Origin of the sequence: Pedobacter kyonggii (assembly GCF_004310665.1) — a bacterium.
Lineage (GTDB): Bacteria > Bacteroidota > Bacteroidia > Sphingobacteriales > Sphingobacteriaceae > Pedobacter > Pedobacter kyonggii.
Map to the genome: position 1 here is coordinate 46,788 of NZ_SIXF01000032.1, position 17,991 is coordinate 64,778.

At 39.4% G+C, this 17,991-nt stretch carries 18 protein-coding genes and 1 rRNA gene; 10 read left to right on the forward strand and 9 right to left on the reverse strand.

Going from position 1 to position 17,991, the window contains the following annotated elements; genetic code table 11:
- The first annotated feature begins 1 nt into the window (after position 1).
- The 3 genes from galE to EYS08_RS21745 are packed head-to-tail and all read left to right on the forward strand — an operon-like array spanning position 2 to position 2,337.
- The gene (gene galE / locus EYS08_RS21735) at positions 2-1,024 is read left to right on the forward strand and encodes a UDP-glucose 4-epimerase GalE (protein ID WP_131032078.1); all 1,023 of its coding nucleotides are present in this window, start codon (positions 2-4) and stop codon (positions 1,022-1,024) included.
- Positions 1,025-1,582 carry a hypothetical protein gene (locus tag EYS08_RS21740; protein WP_131032079.1) on the forward strand — a complete coding sequence of 186 codons (558 nt, stop codon included), beginning with the start codon at positions 1,025-1,027 and terminating at the stop codon, positions 1,580-1,582. It abuts the gene before it with no gap.
- A gap of 17 nt (positions 1,583-1,599) precedes the next feature.
- Positions 1,600-2,337 carry a tyrosine-protein phosphatase gene (locus EYS08_RS21745; RefSeq protein ID WP_131032080.1) on the forward strand — a complete coding sequence of 246 codons (738 nt, stop codon included), beginning with the start codon at positions 1,600-1,602 and terminating at the stop codon, positions 2,335-2,337.
- Between the two features lie 174 nt (positions 2,338-2,511).
- Here the strand turns inward: EYS08_RS21745 and EYS08_RS21750 are convergent, their stop codons facing one another.
- Entirely contained in the window at positions 2,512-3,741 is a 1,230-nt protein-coding gene (locus tag EYS08_RS21750) for an ABC transporter permease (RefSeq protein ID WP_131032081.1), read from the reverse strand.
- Between the two features lie 164 nt (positions 3,742-3,905).
- Complete coding sequence (locus EYS08_RS21755; protein ID WP_057931114.1) at positions 3,906-4,259, reverse strand: HesB/IscA family protein; 354 nt, start codon at positions 4,257-4,259, stop codon at positions 3,906-3,908.
- Between the two features lie 92 nt (positions 4,260-4,351).
- Here EYS08_RS21755 and EYS08_RS21760 point away from each other — a divergent pair, with 92 nt between their 5' ends.
- The 3 genes from EYS08_RS21760 (at position 4,352) to dnaA (ending at position 8,566) form a co-directional block, all read left to right on the forward strand.
- On the forward strand, positions 4,352-4,882 hold the full coding sequence (locus tag EYS08_RS21760; protein ID WP_131032082.1) for a DUF7935 family protein: 531 nt from the start codon (positions 4,352-4,354) through the stop codon (positions 4,880-4,882).
- Between the two features lie 152 nt (positions 4,883-5,034).
- Complete coding sequence (locus tag EYS08_RS21765) at positions 5,035-6,582, forward strand: acyl-CoA mutase large subunit family protein (protein WP_131032083.1); 1,548 nt, start codon at positions 5,035-5,037, stop codon at positions 6,580-6,582.
- 553 nt (positions 6,583-7,135) lie between these two features.
- Complete coding sequence (gene dnaA, locus EYS08_RS21770) at positions 7,136-8,566, forward strand: chromosomal replication initiator protein DnaA (protein WP_029275646.1); 1,431 nt, start codon at positions 7,136-7,138, stop codon at positions 8,564-8,566.
- Positions 8,567-8,694: 128 nt separating this feature from the next.
- On the opposite strand, the gene EYS08_RS21775 is transcribed toward dnaA, so the two are convergent.
- From EYS08_RS21775 to EYS08_RS21795, 5 genes are all read right to left on the reverse strand, one after another.
- The gene (locus EYS08_RS21775) at positions 8,695-9,243 is read right to left on the reverse strand and encodes an NUDIX hydrolase (protein WP_208745928.1); all 549 of its coding nucleotides are present in this window, start codon (positions 9,241-9,243) and stop codon (positions 8,695-8,697) included.
- Positions 9,244-9,271: 28 nt separating this feature from the next.
- A complete protein-coding gene (locus tag EYS08_RS21780; protein ID WP_131032084.1) occupies positions 9,272-9,661 on the reverse strand; it encodes a hypothetical protein in 390 nt (129 codons plus the stop codon).
- 118 nt (positions 9,662-9,779) lie between these two features.
- A complete protein-coding gene (locus tag EYS08_RS21785) occupies positions 9,780-10,553 on the reverse strand; it encodes a TPM domain-containing protein (protein ID WP_131032085.1) in 774 nt (257 codons plus the stop codon).
- A 3-nt stretch (positions 10,554-10,556) separates the two neighbouring features.
- Positions 10,557-11,000: a TPM domain-containing protein gene (locus tag EYS08_RS21790; RefSeq protein ID WP_131032086.1), complete on the reverse strand. Its 444-nt coding sequence runs from the start codon at positions 10,998-11,000 to the stop codon at positions 10,557-10,559.
- An 83-nt stretch (positions 11,001-11,083) separates the two neighbouring features.
- Positions 11,084-11,665: a LemA family protein gene (locus EYS08_RS21795; RefSeq protein WP_131032087.1), complete on the reverse strand. Its 582-nt coding sequence runs from the start codon at positions 11,663-11,665 to the stop codon at positions 11,084-11,086.
- A gap of 570 nt (positions 11,666-12,235) precedes the next feature.
- Between EYS08_RS21795 and EYS08_RS21800 the strand changes: the two genes are divergently transcribed.
- The 3 genes from EYS08_RS21800 to EYS08_RS21810 are packed head-to-tail and all read left to right on the forward strand — an operon-like array spanning position 12,236 to position 14,682.
- A complete protein-coding gene (locus tag EYS08_RS21800) occupies positions 12,236-13,777 on the forward strand; it encodes an NAD(P)/FAD-dependent oxidoreductase (protein ID WP_131032088.1) in 1,542 nt (513 codons plus the stop codon).
- Positions 13,778-13,810: 33 nt separating this feature from the next.
- Entirely contained in the window at positions 13,811-14,278 is a 468-nt protein-coding gene (locus tag EYS08_RS21805; RefSeq protein WP_131032089.1) for a DinB family protein, read from the forward strand.
- A gap of 44 nt (positions 14,279-14,322) precedes the next feature.
- The gene (locus EYS08_RS21810) at positions 14,323-14,682 is read left to right on the forward strand and encodes a CoA-binding protein (protein ID WP_131032090.1); all 360 of its coding nucleotides are present in this window, start codon (positions 14,323-14,325) and stop codon (positions 14,680-14,682) included.
- Here the strand turns inward: EYS08_RS21810 and EYS08_RS21815 are convergent.
- Positions 14,679-15,788, reverse strand: a complete 1,110-nt coding sequence (locus EYS08_RS21815) for an acyloxyacyl hydrolase (protein WP_131032091.1) — start codon at positions 15,786-15,788, stop codon at positions 14,679-14,681. The two genes, EYS08_RS21810 and EYS08_RS21815, sit on opposite strands and share 4 nt — an antisense overlap.
- The gene (locus EYS08_RS21820) at positions 15,788-16,744 is read right to left on the reverse strand and encodes a lipid A deacylase LpxR family protein (RefSeq protein WP_165456537.1); all 957 of its coding nucleotides are present in this window, start codon (positions 16,742-16,744) and stop codon (positions 15,788-15,790) included. Before EYS08_RS21820 ends, EYS08_RS21815 begins: the two co-directional genes overlap by 1 nt.
- A gap of 1,073 nt (positions 16,745-17,817) precedes the next feature.
- Here EYS08_RS21820 and EYS08_RS21825 point away from each other — a divergent pair.
- Positions 17,818-17,991: ribosomal RNA gene (locus tag EYS08_RS21825) — 16S ribosomal RNA — on the forward strand; the annotation flags it as partial.

The window sequence follows — 17,991 nt, forward strand, 5'->3', positions numbered from 1 at the left end:
AATGGCAAAAATATTAGTTACTGGTGGAACAGGATATATAGGTTCGCACACAGCAGTAGAGTTACATAACGCAGGATACGAAGTCGTAATTGTAGATAACCTTTCTAACTCTAACATCAAAATTTTAACCCAGCTTCATGCCATCACTGGCAAATGGTTCGATTTTCATGAAATTGATCTACAGGATGATAGAGCAGTTCAGGAATTTGCAGAAAACCATACCGATATTGATGGAATTATCCATTTTGCAGCATCAAAAGCTGTTGGTGAATCGGTAGAACAACCCTTAAAGTATTATAAAAACAATTTTTACGGTTTAATTAACCTTTTAACTTCGTTTAACAGGAAGATAAATTTTGTGTTTTCTTCATCTTGTACCGTTTATGGTCAGCCAGAAACTTTACCGGTAACCGAAGCCGCACCAGTACAGAAAGCCGAATCTCCATACGGGAATACCAAACAGATTGCTGAAGAAATATTGGCAGAAACTGCTGCAGTAACTCCTAACCTGAATGTTATCGCTTTGCGTTATTTCAATCCTGTTGGCGCGCACGAAACCGCTTTAATTGGCGAATTGCCAAATGGTGTTCCTGCCAATCTTGTCCCTTTCATTACCCAATCGGCTATTGGCAAACGTGGGCAGATTACGGTTTATGGCGACGATTACAATACTCCTGATGGTTCTGCCATCCGCGATTATATCCATGTGGTTGATCTGGCAAAGGCACATGTTGCAGCGATTAAAAAACTGGAAGAAGGAAATCCTAACGGTAATTACGATGTTTTCAATATCGGTACCGGTAAAGGCTCTTCAGTTTTAGAAATTATTGCAGCTTTCGAAAAAGTGAACGGAGAGAAACTTGAGTATAAAATCGGTCCAAGAAGGGCAGGTGATATTGTTCAGATTTATGGCGACGTTCAAAAATCGAATAAAGAACTGGGCTGGAAAGCGAATCTTGATATCAATGAGATGATGCGCTCTGCGTGGGAGTGGGAAAAATACATCAAGGCTAACCCTTTTTAAATGAAGTTGTCGGAGCACAAGGATCTAAAAACTGCCATTACAGAATTGCCTGTTAAAGAAAAAGACAAGCTATTGCTGCGTTTGGTGGCCAAAGATAAAGTGCTTACAGAGCATCTTCATTATAAATTATTAGAAGATGAAACCGATTTGGAAGATCGGAAGGAGAGGATTAAAGCTGATGTGGAAGAACAGATTCTGGAACTGAAAAAACTAAATGCCAAAGAGGCATTGGTAAAGGTTCGGAAGATGATCACCTCGGTTAATCATTTTTATAAAGTGACTAAAGATCCGGTTGGTGAGGTAGAATTGAAACTATTTATCCTCAATGCCATCCCTTTTGATTATAAGAAATCAATTTTTGGTTATCGCGATTTTATGATGCTTTTCAGTATATTTTACTTAAAAACTGTCGCGGTAACCATAAATAAATTCAAAAAACTGCACGAAGACCTGCAGTTTGATTTAAGTGAAGACTTAAATAATTTGCTCGATAAAATCTATTCCTCTAAATTAGCTGGGGCAGCAGAGGCAAGCAATTTGCCAAAAGAGATAAGTTAAAGCTATGATATATCATTATGTTCGGATTATTTAAAAAGAAAAAAATAGCACCCGAATTTAATTTCTCTGGTATCGGCACAGATATGCACTCGCACATTATTCCGGGGATTGATGATGGTGCACAAACACTTAAAGATTCTTTCCTTTTGGCCAAAAAATTTAAAGCTTTGGGTTATAAGAAGCTGATTGCCACGCCGCACATCATGGCCGATTATTTTCGAAATACGCCCGATACCATTAACCGTGGCCTGGATATATTGAGAAAAGGATTGCAAGAAATCGAACTGGATCTGGAAGTTGATGCTGCTGCAGAATATTATCTGGACGAAACCTTAGAGAAAAAAATCAGACAGAAAGAGGTTTTAACTTTTGGTAATAATTATCTTTTGTTTGAATTATCTTATATAAATGCCCCTCAGAACCTGATCGATTTTATAAAGATGATGCAGGATGCTGGGTATAAGCCTGTATTGGCGCATCCTGAGCGTTACCCTTACTACTACAATTCTTTCGAAAGCTATCATCAGATCAGAGAAACCGGCTGCCTGTTGCAAATGAACGGCATTGCTTTAACAGGTTATTATGGCGCTGGCGCAAAAAAAGTAGCAGGAGAAATGGTCGAAAATCATATGGTCGATTTTGTAGGCAGTGATATGCACCATTTAAAACATGCCGCAGCGCTCGAAGACAGCCTTAGTACGCCTTTTATGCAACAACTGCTTACCCAATCTCAATTGAATAACGCATTGCTTTAAGCCCAATCCCCTAAAGGGGACTTTACCTTACTGACTGTAATAGCAATCTTTTTAAAAAAACGTTCTTTAATTTTGTTAGTTAAATAACTTTAGACAGAATTAAACGAAAGGTAAAATATAGATTTACCGTTGCTGTATACTCCCTGCCTTTAACTCCCCTTTAGGGGCTGGGGGTTACTCGTACCTCAAGGCCTCCACAGGATCTAGTTTTGATGCTTTTTTTGCAGGATAATATCCAGATAGAATTCCCACAAATACACATAATACAAAACCACCAATAATAAACAGCCAAGGGATTAAGAATGCACCACCCATTGCCAGGGAGATCAGGTTTCCTAAAACTATTCCCAGAAAAATACCTAAAGCACCACCCATTAAGCAGATTACTACGGCCTCGATTAAAAACTGGCGGCGAATTACCTTAGGGTTTGCGCCAATGGCTTTACGGATACCAATTTCGCGTGTACGTTCAGTAACTGAAACCAGCATGATATTCATTAAGCCGATGGAGGCTCCAATTAAGGTAATAACTCCAATAGCAACACCACCAATAGCCACAAAGGCCAGATTTTCGAATAAAGTTTGAGCGATAGCATCACTCTTGGTAATCTCGAAATTATTGGTTTCGTTCACCTTAACCTTGCGGATATTTCTGAATAGCGCAGTAGATTCGCCAATAATGTTTTCCTGCATCTCATTGCTGGGTACCATTACCGTTATGGTATAAGATGGATTTGCATTGGCGTTAATCTGTTTGGCCTTAAGCAAAGGTACATAAACAGCCCTATCTCCGCTAAAGCCCATACTCGATCCTTTTTTCTCTAATATGCCAACAATTTTAAAACGGTTATTACCTACGTTGATCAGTTTGTCTAACGGATCGGAGTCTTTAAATAATTTTTCAACTACTTCGCCGCCAACAATACAAACATTGCTTCCGAGCTGTATTTCAGAAACACTAAAATTTCTTCCCTGTGATAAATTTAGACCTTGTGAAGCTAAACCGTTTTCGTCTATACCCTGAACATTAATATTTGGATTGGTTTTTAAACTCCCGTATTTTATGGTAGAACCACCGCTGGCAAAAACACTTACGGCAACAGTTGCAGGCGTATTCAGACTATCTTTAAATTTGACAGCATCTTCGTAGCGGATGGCTTTAAAAGGTTTTGGGCGTTTGCCATTCCCAATTCTAATTCCTGTACCGCGGTTTCTGATGGTAAAAGAGTTGGCTCCCATACTACTGAAAGCATCGGTCATACTTTTCTTTACAGCATCAAGAGTGGTTAAAATCCCAACCAAAGCCATTAATCCAATGGCAATAATTAAGGCGGTAAGCATAGTACGCAAGCGGTTCGCTTTAATAGATTCTAATGCCAGTCTGATGTTTTCTCTGTAATTCATTTATAGTAAGTATCAAGTATCGGATCAAGTATTGAGTATCAAGTATTAAAATGGGATAAACCTTATACCCTATACCTTTTACCTTCAACCTCTATGGGTAAAAATAAAAAAAGTCCCGATGTTTAGACAAGGGGACTGCACTATATGTTACAATAATATTTTATTTATGCCGAGAAACTCGTACCACAGCCACATGTGCTGGTTGCATTAGGGTTAACGAAAGTAAAACCACGTGAATTTAATCCATCCTGCCAATCGATCATCATGCCCATTAAGTACATCTGGTGCGCTTTGTTCATAAAAACTTTAATGCCATCTATAAAAAATTCCTGATCGCCATCTTTTTTCTGATCAAAACCTAAAACGTAATTCATGCCGGCACAGCCGCCACCTTCTACGCCAACACGTAATCCATAATCTTCGCTGATCTCCTGCTGATCCTTTAATTTATATAACTCTTTAGCTGCTCCTTCAGAAAAAGTAACTGGTGCAAATGCTGTATCAACTGTTGTGCTCATGTTATTTAAATTTTATCTGTTACAAATATAAATAATAATGCACATTTTTGCTTTTAACGGTCTGTTAATATTACCGTAATTAAACAATACTTATGAATACCCAACAAATTTTAGTTGATATAGTGATCTTATTTGCAGGCATTTTCATTGCGTTAATGGCTGTTTATTATATTTTAAAGAGCGATATCCAGCGTTTTTTTAACTTAAAAACCATCGAGCTGAACAAAGAAAGCCGGGCACACATTTTGCCTTTGCGCTTACAGGCGCACGAGCGTTTAATCATATTTATCGATCGTATTAACCCCGCAAATTTGCTTGTGCGCCTGCACCAACAGGGAATTGCCATTGCTACGCTGCAAGCTGGTGTTTTAAATGAAATCCGTTCGGAGTACCAACATAATATTACGCAGCAGCTGTATGTAGATAGTGTAACCTGGAATGTGGTTCGTAAATTAAAAGACGATACCATTGCCATGATTAACAATGCAGTACAAGGTTTGCCTGCCGATGCAAACGGAATTGAATTGAGTAAAGCAATTTTACAGCACATGGCCGGTATAGATGAAAATCCCTACGATTTAACCATTGAACTGATCAAAAAGGATATTCACCAACTTTTTTGATGAGGTTAACTGGTTAATTGTTTAAATCGGCTAGCTGTAAATCCTTGGAATCGAATAATAATTTTTAGTTAGGCTGTTAACCAATTAACCAGTTTCAACAGTTAACCAACTTTGCTGTACTAACGAACCAATGACCATTGAACTAACCAATTATGAGCGAGAAAAAGCACACCACCGCCTCAGGTATTGAAATAAAAGCACTGTATACCGAAGCGAGGCCAATGGAAGAGTTGCCAGGAGAATTTCCTTTTACCAGGGGAATCCAGAAGGATATGTACCGCGGTCGCTTGTGGACGATGAGGCAGTATGCAGGTTTTTCAACTGCTGAAGAATCAAACAAGCGTTATCATTATTTATTGGCTCAGGGAACAACGGGTTTATCTGTTGCTTTTGATCTTCCAACGCAGATTGGTTATGACTCTGATCATGAAATGGCCGATGGAGAGGTGGGCAAGGTGGGCGTGGCTATCGATTCGTTAAAGGATATTGAAGTTTTATTTGATGGTATTGAGCTGAAAGACATTACTACTTCGATGACGATCAATGCAACGGCTTCAATTTTATTGGCCATGTATATTGCGCTGGCAAAAAAACAAGGTGCAGATTTAAAACAGATTTCGGGAACAATACAGAATGATATCTTAAAAGAATATGCTGCAAGAGGCACATATATCTATCCGCCAAAGCAATCCATGCGTTTAATTACCGATATTTTTGAGTTCTGTAGCTACGAAGTGCCGAAGTGGAATACCATTTCTATATCTGGCTACCATATTCGTGAAGCTGGATCAACCGCTGTACAAGAACTTGCTTTTACATTGGCCAACGGTAAAGCCTATCTAAAAGCCGCTTTAGATAAAGGCTTAGATATTAATGTATTTGCGAAGCGGTTATCGTTCTTCTTCAATTGCCATAATAATTTCTTTGAAGAAATAGCGAAATTTAGGGCCGCAAGGCGGATGTGGGCGAAAATTACCAAAGATTTGGGTGCTGCAGATGAAAAAGCGCAGATGTTAAGATTTCATACCCAAACCGGAGGCTCAACTTTAACGGCGCAACAGCCTTTAAACAATGTAATCAGAGTAAGCAATCAGGCTATGGCTGCCGTTCTTGGCGGAACTCAGTCCTTACATACCAATGGCTATGATGAAGCGCTTTCACTTCCGACCGAATCGGCTGCAAAAATTGCTTTACGCACCCAACAGATCATTGCCTTCGAGAGCGGTGTTACCGACACCGTAGATCCATTGGCTGGATCGTTCTTTGTAGAAAGCTTAACCGATGAAGTAGAGGCTGCTGCCTGGGCTTATATCGACCGGATAGATGCGATGGGTGGCTCGGTTAATGCCATTGAAAGCAACTATATGCAAAATGAGATTGCTGATGCAGCTTATCAATATCAAAAAGAAATCGAAAACGGCGAAAGGATCTCGGTAGGTGTAAATAAGTTTACCCAGGAGGAAGAAGGTCTGACGGAGGTTTTAAATATTGATGATTCAATCCGCAAACTGCAATCTGAAAAACTGGAATATTTAAAAGCGACCCGCGATAACGATGCCGTAGAAAAAGCATTGCAAAGCTTGCAGGAGGCGGCTAAAGGCGAAGACAATCTGATGCCGTTGATTATAGATGCCGTTGAAAAGTATGCTACACTCGGCGAAATTGCTGATGTGTTTAGGAGGACTTTTGGCGTTTACTAAGTAAACTAAGCACCCTGATCCTTTGCTTTATTCCAGATTAAAATTAAAGGTATTTTGCTTTTAATGAAACGATGATAAAATGAACAGATACTTCGTTCATTCATCTTAAAATAACAGGGCTAAAGTGTCGTAAAATTCATACAAAAACAAAACATAATGAAATAATAAAAAATCAATTTAAACGATTGACTTAAATTAATATTAATTTACTTATCTTATAGCTTTGATTTTCAGTTTATTCGAGATTAAAAAAGACTAAAACGCTTAACTAGTACCTAAAATGGCTTAGATTTTGCTTTTTCAACAGCTATTCGAAGTGAAGAGGGTTTATTAATGTTAAATAATGGTTAATGTGGATAACCAGTGTTAATAAATAGTTATCAACATAAAAAATTGAGGTTAAGTATGCTACTATATTCCTTATCAGTATGTTACGATTTATTTGAAATTTTTGTTTAAAATGTTGATAATTTTCTCAATATTCGTAGTCCCTAAACGGACCATCCCTTTAATTCGAATAGGCACTGTAAACCAATAAATTATAGAAATCGCAATGGAAAAAACTTGTACAGAAGTATGGAAGAACTGTCTTCAAATTATTAAGGATAACATTCCGAGCCAAAGTTTCAAAACCTGGTTCGAGCCAATAACAGCCCTTAAATTGGAAGGTAAGGTTTTAACTATACAGGTGCCAAGTTTGTTCTTTTACGAATGGCTTGAAGAACATTATGTAGGCTTGCTACGCAAGACTGTAAAAAAACAACTTGGAGAGGATGGCAGGTTGGAATATAACATCGTTGTAGATAAATCATCAAACAGCGGTAATCCTTATACTACCAATATGCCCTCAAATGGAAATGGAGCGGAGGCAAAGGTACAATCGATGCCGATTCCGGTTTCCATTAATAAGGATATTAAAAACCCATTTATTATCCCTGGATTAAAAAAATTAAATGTTGATCCACAATTAAACTCTAACTATACTTTCGAAAATTATATTGAGGGAGATTGCAACCGCTTGGCGCGTTCTGCAGGTTACGCTGTAGCTGCTAAACCAGGTGGCACATCTTTTAACCCTTTAATGATTTACGGTGGAGTAGGTTTGGGTAAAACACACCTGGCGCAGGCGATCGGCAACGAGATTAAACGCAGCATGCCAGATAAATTGGTGATCTATGTAAGCTGTGAGAAGTTTTGCCAGCAGTTTGTAGATTCATTAAAAAACAACACCATTAACGATTTCGTTAACTTTTATCAGGCAATGGATGTGATCATTATGGATGATGTACACAACTTTGCAGGTAAAGAAAAAACACAGGATATTTTCTTCCATATCTTTAATCACCTACACCAATCGGGCAAACAGGTAATTTTAACATCTGATAAAGCACCGAAAGATTTAGCTGGTTTGGAAGAGCGTTTGTTAAGCCGTTTTAAATGGGGTTTATCTGCAGATCTACAGATCCCTGATCTGGAAACGCGTATTGCTATTTTAAGAAAGAAAATGTATGCTGATGGTATTGAGTTACCGGGCGAGGTGGTAGAATATGTGGCACACAACATTGATAACAATGTGCGTGAGTTAGAGGGTGCTATGGTATCTCTTTTGGCACAGGCTACTTTGAATAAAAAAGAAATCGACTTGGCGCTTGCTAAGCAAATGTTGAAGAACTTTATCAAAAATACTTCTAAGGAAATTTCAATGGAATATATCCAGAAATTGGTTTGTGAATATTTCGAGGTTCCCGTTGATATGGTTAAATCGCAAACACGTAAACGCGAAATTGTTCAGGCACGTCAGATTTCGATGTACCTTTCTAAAAGCCATACTAAATCATCTCTGAAAACGATTGGTGCTTTCTTCGGTGGCCGCGATCACAGTACCGTAATTTATGCTTGCCAAACAGTAGAAGATTTAATTGATACTGATAAAAAGTTTAAAGCTTACGTACACGATATCCAAAAGAAATTAAAAATGAGCTAAACTAAGTTCAGAAACAGAAAGATAGAAGGGTTTAAATAAAATCTTTCGTTTATGTTCAAAAGTTTATGCAAAAAATAAAGGTCCGATACTTTGTCGGGCCTTTGTTTTGATGTGACTTTTTAAAATATTTAAAGTTTTTCTACTTCAGCTAAGCCATATAATAAGGCAGCAACATGCAGCGCCTGAGCTATTTTATTTTCCTCAATCAGTTGCCTTATTTCCTCAATAGTATATTCTTCAACATTTAATATTTCATGTTCATCTAAATGCTGTTCATGCGTTTTAATACCACCTGTTAAGAAGTAGGTAAAGGTTCTGTTGTTTGATGTTGCAGGGTTAGGATAAAGCTCGGCAATAAGTTTGCAGGTTTTGAAACTGTAACCTGTTTCTTCTAAAAGTTCACGTCTAACAGCAAATTCAGGTGCTTCATCACCGTCAATTACACCACCCGGAACTTCAAGCGAAATAATATCGGCTGCATGGCGGTATTGGCGCACCATGATTATTTTTCCTGCTTCTGTAAGTGCAATCGCATTAACCCAGTTTGGATACTCTAAAACATAATAATCGTCTTTTATAATGCCATCAGGAAGTTTAACTTCGTCTACCCTTAAGGTAGCCCACTTTTCTCTTACTAAATATTTAGAGGCAAGCTTTTGCCACTTTTCTATAATCATTATTTTATTTATGTTAATTGAATTACTCCTAACTGAGGTACTGTTGTATCGTTTTCTGACGGTGCAAATTTACCAAATGTACGATCTTGTGCCGATCTGACAGGTATTGGTAGATTAAATTCAGTTTTGGCGCAATAATTTGGTTTCTATCGGCGCTTGTACCTAATTCATAATATAAGAATTCGCTCAGGGAGTCGAGTTTTTCGGGAGGGAGGTTGCCCTCGGTTAACCAATTTTCAAAAACCGAAAACTCTTCATTTTCCAGAATCTCTTTTGGCAATTCAAAGCCCCCTTCCATCGTTTCATCAAAAAGTTGATTGGCCTCGGCCAACTTGCCTTCTAACTTTAAGCCCATAATACGGGCTAAAACCTGTGCAAGTTTCTGTATATCTGCTGTGATTAAATCTCTTCTGTACATTATTGTTGTAATGTTCTAATCTGTTGGAAAGTTGTTTGTAGTCGGAGGCCCGGGGTCGGAAGTTTATAGTCAGTTAACCAATTTATACAATTAAACGGTTAACCCATCACCAGATGACCTACCAGCTTCCGCTGCTTCCGCCACCACCAAAGCTTCCGCCGCCAAAACCACCGAATCCACCGCCACCAGAAGAACCGCCTCCCCAGCCACCGCTGCTTCGGCCACCACCGCCACCGCTTCCAAAAAGCATAGCCCAGAACAAAGCGTTAGATGCACCCCGACCGCCAATTACTTCGCTACCGCCTCCGCCACCTTTCCTCATGATAATGATGATTACAATTACAATAATGATAATAATCACAATACTGCCACCTCCGCCACCTTTCTTTGAAGAAGTTTTAGAATTATCATTTTTATATTCGCCTTTCGTATATTTTATAATCGAAGTAGTACCTTCATCTAAGCCGGCAAAATAATTTCCTGCCCTAAAATTGGGTTTAATGTCGTTATCAATAATACGCTTGGCATAAATATCGGGCAATGCGCCTTCCAAACCATAACCTGTTTGGATAGAGATTTTTCGATCGCCAACGGCCACAACGATCATAATACCATTGTTTTTGCCACTTTGGCCTACTCCCCATTTTCGGCCCAGCTCTACAGCGTATTCGTTAATATCATAATCGCCTACCGATTTTAATATCGCGATAGCAATCTGTGTTGATGACGAATCATTAAAAGCCACTAATTTAGTTTCCAGTTGCTGCTTTTGATCGGCAGATAGCACATTAGCGTAATCATTAACCAAGGTATTGGGCTTCTCGGGAAAATCCTGTGCAAAGGCGAAAGTGAATAATAAACTCAGTATCGAGAAAAGGAATATTTTCTTCATCTCTTATTTGTGCTCTAGGTTATCCATAAAAACGATATCATTTGGCAATTCATTAATGTCGCCTTTTTGAGGGGGGAAGAACAAAGCTAGTTTTTCTCCGGCCAATGCTACACCTGCAATAATGCCATCAGCTAAATCGCCTTTTGCAAAGTGTGCCGTCATCGCTATTTTGGTTGTTTCCCAAAAATTTTCAGGTACTACCTGGTTAATGCCTACATCGCCAATAATGGCGAATTTATGATCGGCATGTGCCAGGTAAATCAGTACCCCATTTCTTTTGGCTGTTTTGTCCATATCCAGCTTGGTAAAATACTCGATAGCTTTCTCGTATGGATCACCTGCGCAATGTTTGTCAATAGCAATCCTAATTTCTCCAGAAGTTGCTCTTTCTGCATCGGAGATTGCGTTTGCTATTTTTTCTTGTTCAATATCTGAAAATAATGACATGTGCTTATTTTGTATGAAGTAAAAAGGGTAATAAATGCTTAGTTAATAAACATTCACTACCCTTATATATTGTGTTGAGAATATTAAAATTCTACTTTAGGGGCATCTTTTGCGGTGGCATCGGCCTCAAAATATCCTTTAGCTTTAAAGCCGAACATGCCGGCTGTTAAATTGGTCGGAAACGATCTGATTTTGCCATTATACTGTTGTACGGCATCGTTAAAATCCTTACGGGCAACGGTAATCCTATTTTCGGTGCTTTCTAACTGCGCCGATAAATCACTGAATTGCTGTGTGGCCCTTAATTCAGGGTAATTTTCGGTAATCGATAATAATTTACCCAAAGCCTGACTCAATTGTCCCTGAGCAGCCTGGTATTTTTGGATGTTTTCTGGTGTCAGTTCATCAGCTTTAACCGTCATCTGTGTTGCTTTTGCACGCGCTTCAGTTACGGCAGTTAAAGTACCCTGCTCAAATTTAGCGGCCCCTTTTACCGTAGCTACCAGGTTAGGAATTAAATCTGCTCTTCTTTGATATTGGGTTTGCACGGTTCCCCATTTTGATTTAACGTTTTCATCAAGTTTAACCATGCTGTTATATCCGCATGAACTTAAAGTGCTCACTGCAATAACTGCAGCTAAAATTCCAAATATTAATCTTTTCATTTTTATGGTTTTTGTCTTTTTAATAAAATTGATTTATGGTCAATTTACGAATTAGATATCAAATTGCATGCCTATGTTACACTTTCAATGATTATATGACAGGTTGACAAGCTACTCATTGAATTTAATGAGATTAAATTGGTGTTTTTTGTTTTGGAGCGCAGTGCTTTTCGCTTTTTTTTATGCTGGTCCCGCTCTGCGCTTTATCCCGATAGAAAACCTGTGAAACAAGCAGCACACCAAAATATAACATAAACCGGTGCTTAAATCGGGATGCCCGCTCCGATCGGGGCTAGGTACTTTGGCTTGCGGCACAGAAAACCGACATAGGAGAAAAGAAATAACCTAATTAAACCCGATCGAACGGATGCCCCCGGTTTTTTATCGGGGCAGGAGGAAGAGCGGGAAGAAAAAGGCCTATGGAATACTGCAATTGCTTTCCAACTAAATATTTGCTTTCTGAGTGTACAAATAATTTTTTTATATGGTTTCAACAGAATGCTAAATCGTACCAATTATTCTTCATAGTTGCCTATCTTTGTAGGGTTCGGGATAAAAACCTGACATGATATGCAAAAAGACATCGAAATTACGCTGCTCCCACACGAGGTAGAGCAAACAGAGGTGATTAACCAGAAACTGGCTGAAGCCCTAAAATTACCTGGTTCAAGAATTAAAGGCTATGAAATCCTGAAAAGATCGATAGATGCCCGCTCGAGAAAAGTGATATTCAGACTTCAGGTAAAAGTTTTTGTAGATGAGGAAGGCACTCCCGAAGTGTACACCATTAATTATAAAAATGTAAGCGATGCCAAGCCTGTGATAATTATCGGGGCTGGCCCAGCGGGCTTGTTTGCAGCTTTGCAGTGTATAGAGAATGGATTAAAGCCCATTATTATCGAACGTGGTAAAGATGTAAAACAACGGCGGAGAGATTTGGCTGCCATAAACAAGCAGGGTTTAGTGAATACTGAATCTAATTATTGTTATGGTGAAGGTGGGGCAGGAACCTATTCGGATGGTAAACTGTATACCCGTTCCAATAAACGGGGCGATATTAATAAAGTGCTCCAGGTTTTTGTAAACCATGGGGCAGAAGCTGATATTGCTATCGATGCCCGTCCACATATAGGTACCAACAAACTTCCGCATATTATCACTTCCATAAAAGATACAATCCTGAATGCTGGGGGCGAGGTGATGTTCGATAGTCGTATGACTGATATTTTGATCGAATTCGGAAAAGTAAAAGGAATTGAGATAAATTTTGAGGAAAAGTTGTTTGCTGATGATATCATCTTGGCAACAGGTCACTCTGCAAGAGATGTGTACGAATTGTTGAACAGTAAAAATATCCTGATTGAGGCAAAACCATTTGCTTTAGGCGTACGGATTGAGCATCCTCAGGAGATTATTGATTCAGCCCAGTACCATTGCAATATTAGATCGGAATTTTTGCCTCCCGCGTACTACAGTTTGGTGGAGCAGGTTGGTGCCCGTGGGGTGTTTTCTTTTTGCATGTGTCCTGGAGGTATTATTGCGCCTTGTGCTACGGGCGAAAATGAAATCGTGGTAAATGGTTGGTCGCCATCTAAACGGAATAATCCTTATGCCAATTCTGGAACAGTGGTTCAGGTTACGCTAAACGATGTTCAGGGTTACGATCCGCTTAGAATGTTGCATTTCCAATCGGAGATTGAAAAAATGGCTTTTGAGGCCGGCGGCGGAAATCTGGTAGCTCCGGCCCAGCGCATGGTTGATTTTGTGAACAATAAATTATCGATCGATCTACCAAAGAACTCCTATCTGCCCGGCACCAAAAGTTCGATGCTGGATAATATCTTACCCGATTTCGTATCGGATAGTTTACGTGTAGCATTACCCTTGTTTGGGAAAAAGATTAAGGATTATTATACAAATGAAGCTATTTTAGTAGGGGTAGAGAGTAGAACATCATCACCGGTTAGAATTCCAAGAGATAAAGAGACTTACCAGCACCCTCAGATAAAAGGTTTATATCCTTGCGCAGAAGGTGCAGGTTATGCCGGTGGAATTGTATCGGCAGCAATAGACGGTATTAACTGTGCGAATGCAATATTAAACGCATCTTAACAAACTTTATATTGCCCCAATTGTTGTTTTGGTATGTTTAATATTACGAACGAAATTAAAAAGGCATTTAATGGCGATGCCTGGCATGGTAACCATGTAATGCAAACCTTAAATAATGTTAATCCTGAAAGCGCGTTTAGTCATTTAGTTCCAGGGGCGCATTCCATTGCCGAAATTGCCCTGCATTTAACTGCATGGACAGAAGAAGTTACCTCAAGACTGAGTGGAAAACCTGCTGCAGAACCCGCAATGGGCGATTGGCCAATGCCCGAAAGTAGAACGCCTAAGGCTTGGGAGCGCATTATCTTTAATTTTAAAATTGCTAATGAAGAACTCATCCGCTTGTGCGAAAACATAAAAAATAACCAATGGAATGATGAAGTAAAGAGTGAGCGGAACCCGGCATTGGGAACAGGCGTAACCAATGCAGAGCTTTTAAGTGGTTTGGCACAGCACCATGCCTACCATTCTGGTCAGATCGCTTTGCTTTCTAAATTTTAATGGCTTAATTAACCTGTAATCAATAAATCTTTGGAATCACCTTTATGAAGAAGACACTTATTATCGGCGCGTCGCCAAACCCATCCAGATATGCTTATAAAGCAGCCAATATGCTCAAGCGCTTCAATCACGAAATTGTTAACGTGGGCATAAAAAAAGGAGAGGTTGCAGGCGTTGAAATTGAAAAACCTGATCAGATCCACAACGATATAGACACCATAACTTTATATATTGGCCCACCCTTACAGGCGCAATATCACGATTATATCCTGGCAACAAAACCTAAGCGGGTAATTTTCAATCCAGGAACTGAAAATTATGAGCTGGAAAAATTATTGGATCAACACAATATCGAACCCGTTGAAGCCTGTACTTTGGTATTGCTAAGCACAGGGCAGTATTAAAATCTATATACCACTCCCCAGTTTACATAATCGGCCTGTGCAAAGTGCATATAGGTTTTTGCCTGTAAGCCAATGTGCGGCGTAATATTAAAAGTAGGTCCAAATGTCCAATACCAGCTCGCTTTATCCATCAACCTATTGTAGTGGGCGTATTTTCCAATCTGTGCCGCAACAGTTACTCGCCACAAGTTGATATCAGCACCAATACTGATCCCGGTACGCCATTTATTATACGAAGTGCCATAGTTCTGAAAGGTTGCTCCATAATTATCCGGGTCAAATACGGTAAAATAATAAACGGCATCAGCACCGGCCTTAAGTGACATCACATCATTTAGGTAAAAATTGTAACCCGCATATAACCCGCTTTTGTATAAACTTTTTGCTCTATCGCCAAATACCCCCCTTGCGCCTAAACCCGCACTAAGCTCAATTGAATTACGCTGTAAAGTGGTGTATGTGCTTTTCCGCTCAGTAGTTAATGTTTTCGGGTTGTTTAGTTTAAGTCCGATGTAAACATTTCCGGTGTTCAAACCCCCATTGGGTACAGTAGCTCCACCATTCGATACGTGTAAAAAACCGAAACCTACTAACAGATCCGCATATTTACTCATTGGCAGCTCCATTCCTAAGTCTGCTTTAATGGTTTCATTAATCGGGCTTCCCAAAAAACGGTTTTTGGTATTGTTAAAGTAATACTTGTTTGTATAACCCAAGCCAACGCCTGGCGTAAAATTAAATTTAGCTTTTCCGATTTTGAATAGCTGAAAATCCATCTGTGCCACTAAGCCATATATCTGGCCAAAAGCATTGGCCGAAGTATCTTTTGTACCTTTCAGCTTGCTCAGGTCTCTAAAAACAAATCCGATCCCGTAAGATTGGGCACCACCAAATCCAATCCATTTATCGCTGTTCTGGCTGATGTCTTTAAAATATGCCGCATCAAATCCCGTAATCTGATCCTGAAACAGATGCCCCTGATCATTATTTATATGTGTACCAAATATGGGCTTAATAATAATCGAATGATTTTCGGGAGCAATTTGAGCCTTGGCAAACGCGCAGCCCGTAATAACGAAAATAAAAGAGAGTAGTTGTTTTTTCATTAGCTTTTACTAAAACGGTAAGCAAGACTATAAAAGGCATAACGGTAGCCAGTGGCACTGTTTTTAACTTCGTTCGAAGTAAAAGTAGCGGTATAATTGGCTGTCCAGCGTGCAATGGCGAACGTTAAACCTACCTGTGTGGTAAAAACAATTGGCTTAGGCTTAAAAGTGATCGGCCCTTTATCATTCAAAAATAAGCCTCCCTGCAAACTGGAGTCGAACGCAACAGCATGTAACTGAGGACTAACAGAAAGGAAAAGTTCGTACTTGCGTTGCGGTTTGTTCGGATGGTTATTGCTGACCAAGCTATTAAAAGCCGATGAACCATCCATATCATTAAATCTGCCCAAACGGAACATCGCACCGAGATTTGCTTTTGTAATCACATTACCAACTGCGGCTGAAGTTGTTCCTGTAATATCGAATATTTTATTGTTTGTGCTCATTAAAAGCTTGTTGTATTCTACACCTAAGTTTAATGTTGGTTCGCTGTTTAAACCGTATTCCCATCCTTCAATCTGATTTTGACCAACCAGTTTATGAAATGCTTTTTGAAACTCTTCACCCAAAGCATCTTTTCCCGTAAGTCCAATCTGCGCAGAAACCTTAAGCATCTGTTTATTTGCGTAAAACCGACTATAATTTGCCTCGCCATAAAGGTATGCCGTAAAAGGGCGGTCGTGTAGGGCGGGGTTTGGTACAAAGCTGTAATACGGATTGTATATTTTTTGGCCAAATTCAAAACCGATAATTTCTTTACTTCTTCCTGCTTTTAAATTCTCCCCGTTCAGGGCATGCCTATATTTAATAAAAGCACCGTTTGTATAATAACGGTCGCTGGTAATGTCAATGTAGGCATCGTTCTCAGAGATAACAACAAGCTCATTTTTATAATTTTGCGCATAACCGATTTCCGCTATGCCGATAAATAGCAGAGAAAAGTATAGTTTGAGCATCAACTTCATTTATATGGATGGTTTAATAAAGCCATAAAAGTATTAATTATTGCTCGAAATTTCGATACGATGGTTGCCAATTGCTGCTGGAAAACTTCGAAAGTCTATTCAGTCCACACAGGTTATGCTACACTATATAAGAATGTTTTTGTTTTTTAGCAAAGGCAGGTTCTTACTGCTATGTAGGTTTGTTCCCGCTATCCGCTTTATCCAGATGAAAACCTGTGAAACAAGCAAGCACACCAAAATATACCACAAACCGGTGCTTAAATCGGGATGCCCGCTGCTATCGGGTTTATTCTGCAGGGTCTTGCGAAGTTTTAAAAGGCTGGGCGCATGGAAACCCTGGAAGCCTGAAGGGGAGTAGCCCGCCCGTCCCTAAATACGCTTTCGCTCAAAAAGTTTTGCTATCCTCGAAACTTTTTCCTGTTGAAAACCATGTAGTTAGCTTAAACCTTCAGATAATCGGCGTAAAAGCTTTGCGGTAGTGTTAATTTTTTCTACTTTTGCATCCCGCTTCGGAGGAAGGGTTTTGAATGAAAGGATGGCGTAGAGATAAGGAGAGCGGGATTTATTTAAAATAAATGTTGCGGAAGGGGAAAAGATTGCTATCTTTGCAGCCCGTTCAGGAATGACGGAAAGCTGAATAACATCAGCGTATTGAAAAGAGGGAATAGGAAAAAAGAAGGCTGAAAAAATAAAATTTATTTTATTTGGAAGTTCGGAAAAGATCCTTACCTTTGCACTCCCAACCGAAAGGAAAGGGAAARACCGGAACGKCGGATGTCGGRAAGGTAACAGAAAAAAGATTGAAACGGATTGAAACACAGGTTGGACGAAYAAGACCAGCTGAAACTGAAACCGAAGATATATAAGTGAYCGGCCGCGAGGYTTACCAGRTCAAYAAGTTCTTAAAAGAGATGTCAATGTAGCGTAGCGAGGTAATGRAGTACCGATCAAAGTACATGATTACGTAGCTTTATTTTAAAGGTGGTGTCTAACAGACAACATAACAAAAAAGAAGACTATTTTTAACAATAGTTAAAACTGGTCAGCATCTTACAACACATTTTACAATGGAGAGTTTGATCCTGGCTCAGGATGAACGCTAGCGGCAGGCCTAATACATGCAAGTCGAACGATATCATCCAGCTTGCTGGATGAGAAAGTGGCGCACGGGTGCGTAACGCGTATGCAACCTACCTTAATCTGGGGGATAGCCCGGAGAAATCCGGATTAATACCGCA

Bases quoted from the DNA above. Each gene is read 5' to 3' on its own strand.
- EYS08_RS21810 (WP_131032090.1), top strand. From the start codon at position 14,323: ATGAAGAAGACACTTATTATCGGCGCGTCGCCAAACCCATCCAGATAT.
- galE (WP_131032078.1), top strand. From the start codon at position 2: ATGGCAAAAATATTAGTTACTGGTGGAACAGGATATATAGGTTCGCAC.
- EYS08_RS21755 (WP_057931114.1), bottom strand. From the start codon at position 4,259: ATGAGCACAACAGTTGATACAGCATTTGCACCAGTTACTTTTTCTGAA.
- EYS08_RS21765 (WP_131032083.1), top strand. From the start codon at position 5,035: ATGAGCGAGAAAAAGCACACCACCGCCTCAGGTATTGAAATAAAAGCA.
- EYS08_RS21780 (WP_131032084.1), bottom strand. From the start codon at position 9,661: ATGTACAGAAGAGATTTAATCACAGCAGATATACAGAAACTTGCACAG.
- EYS08_RS21760 (WP_131032082.1), top strand. From the start codon at position 4,352: ATGAATACCCAACAAATTTTAGTTGATATAGTGATCTTATTTGCAGGC.
- EYS08_RS21790 (WP_131032086.1), bottom strand. From the start codon at position 11,000: ATGTCATTATTTTCAGATATTGAACAAGAAAAAATAGCAAACGCAATC.
- EYS08_RS21795 (WP_131032087.1), bottom strand. From the start codon at position 11,665: ATGAAAAGATTAATATTTGGAATTTTAGCTGCAGTTATTGCAGTGAGC.
- EYS08_RS21750 (WP_131032081.1), bottom strand. From the start codon at position 3,741: ATGAATTACAGAGAAAACATCAGACTGGCATTAGAATCTATTAAAGCG.
- EYS08_RS21745 (WP_131032080.1), top strand. From the start codon at position 1,600: ATGTTCGGATTATTTAAAAAGAAAAAAATAGCACCCGAATTTAATTTC.
- EYS08_RS21805 (WP_131032089.1), top strand. From the start codon at position 13,811: ATGTTTAATATTACGAACGAAATTAAAAAGGCATTTAATGGCGATGCC.
- EYS08_RS21800 (WP_131032088.1), top strand. From the start codon at position 12,236: ATGCAAAAAGACATCGAAATTACGCTGCTCCCACACGAGGTAGAGCAA.
- EYS08_RS21785 (WP_131032085.1), bottom strand. From the start codon at position 10,553: ATGAAGAAAATATTCCTTTTCTCGATACTGAGTTTATTATTCACTTTC.
- dnaA (WP_029275646.1), top strand. From the start codon at position 7,136: ATGGAAAAAACTTGTACAGAAGTATGGAAGAACTGTCTTCAAATTATT.
- EYS08_RS21740 (WP_131032079.1), top strand. From the start codon at position 1,025: ATGAAGTTGTCGGAGCACAAGGATCTAAAAACTGCCATTACAGAATTG.
- EYS08_RS21815 (WP_131032091.1), bottom strand. From the start codon at position 15,788: ATGAAAAAACAACTACTCTCTTTTATTTTCGTTATTACGGGCTGCGCG.
- EYS08_RS21820 (WP_165456537.1), bottom strand. From the start codon at position 16,744: ATGCTCAAACTATACTTTTCTCTGCTATTTATCGGCATAGCGGAAATC.
- EYS08_RS21775 (WP_208745928.1), bottom strand. From the start codon at position 9,243: ATGATTATAGAAAAGTGGCAAAAGCTTGCCTCTAAATATTTAGTAAGA.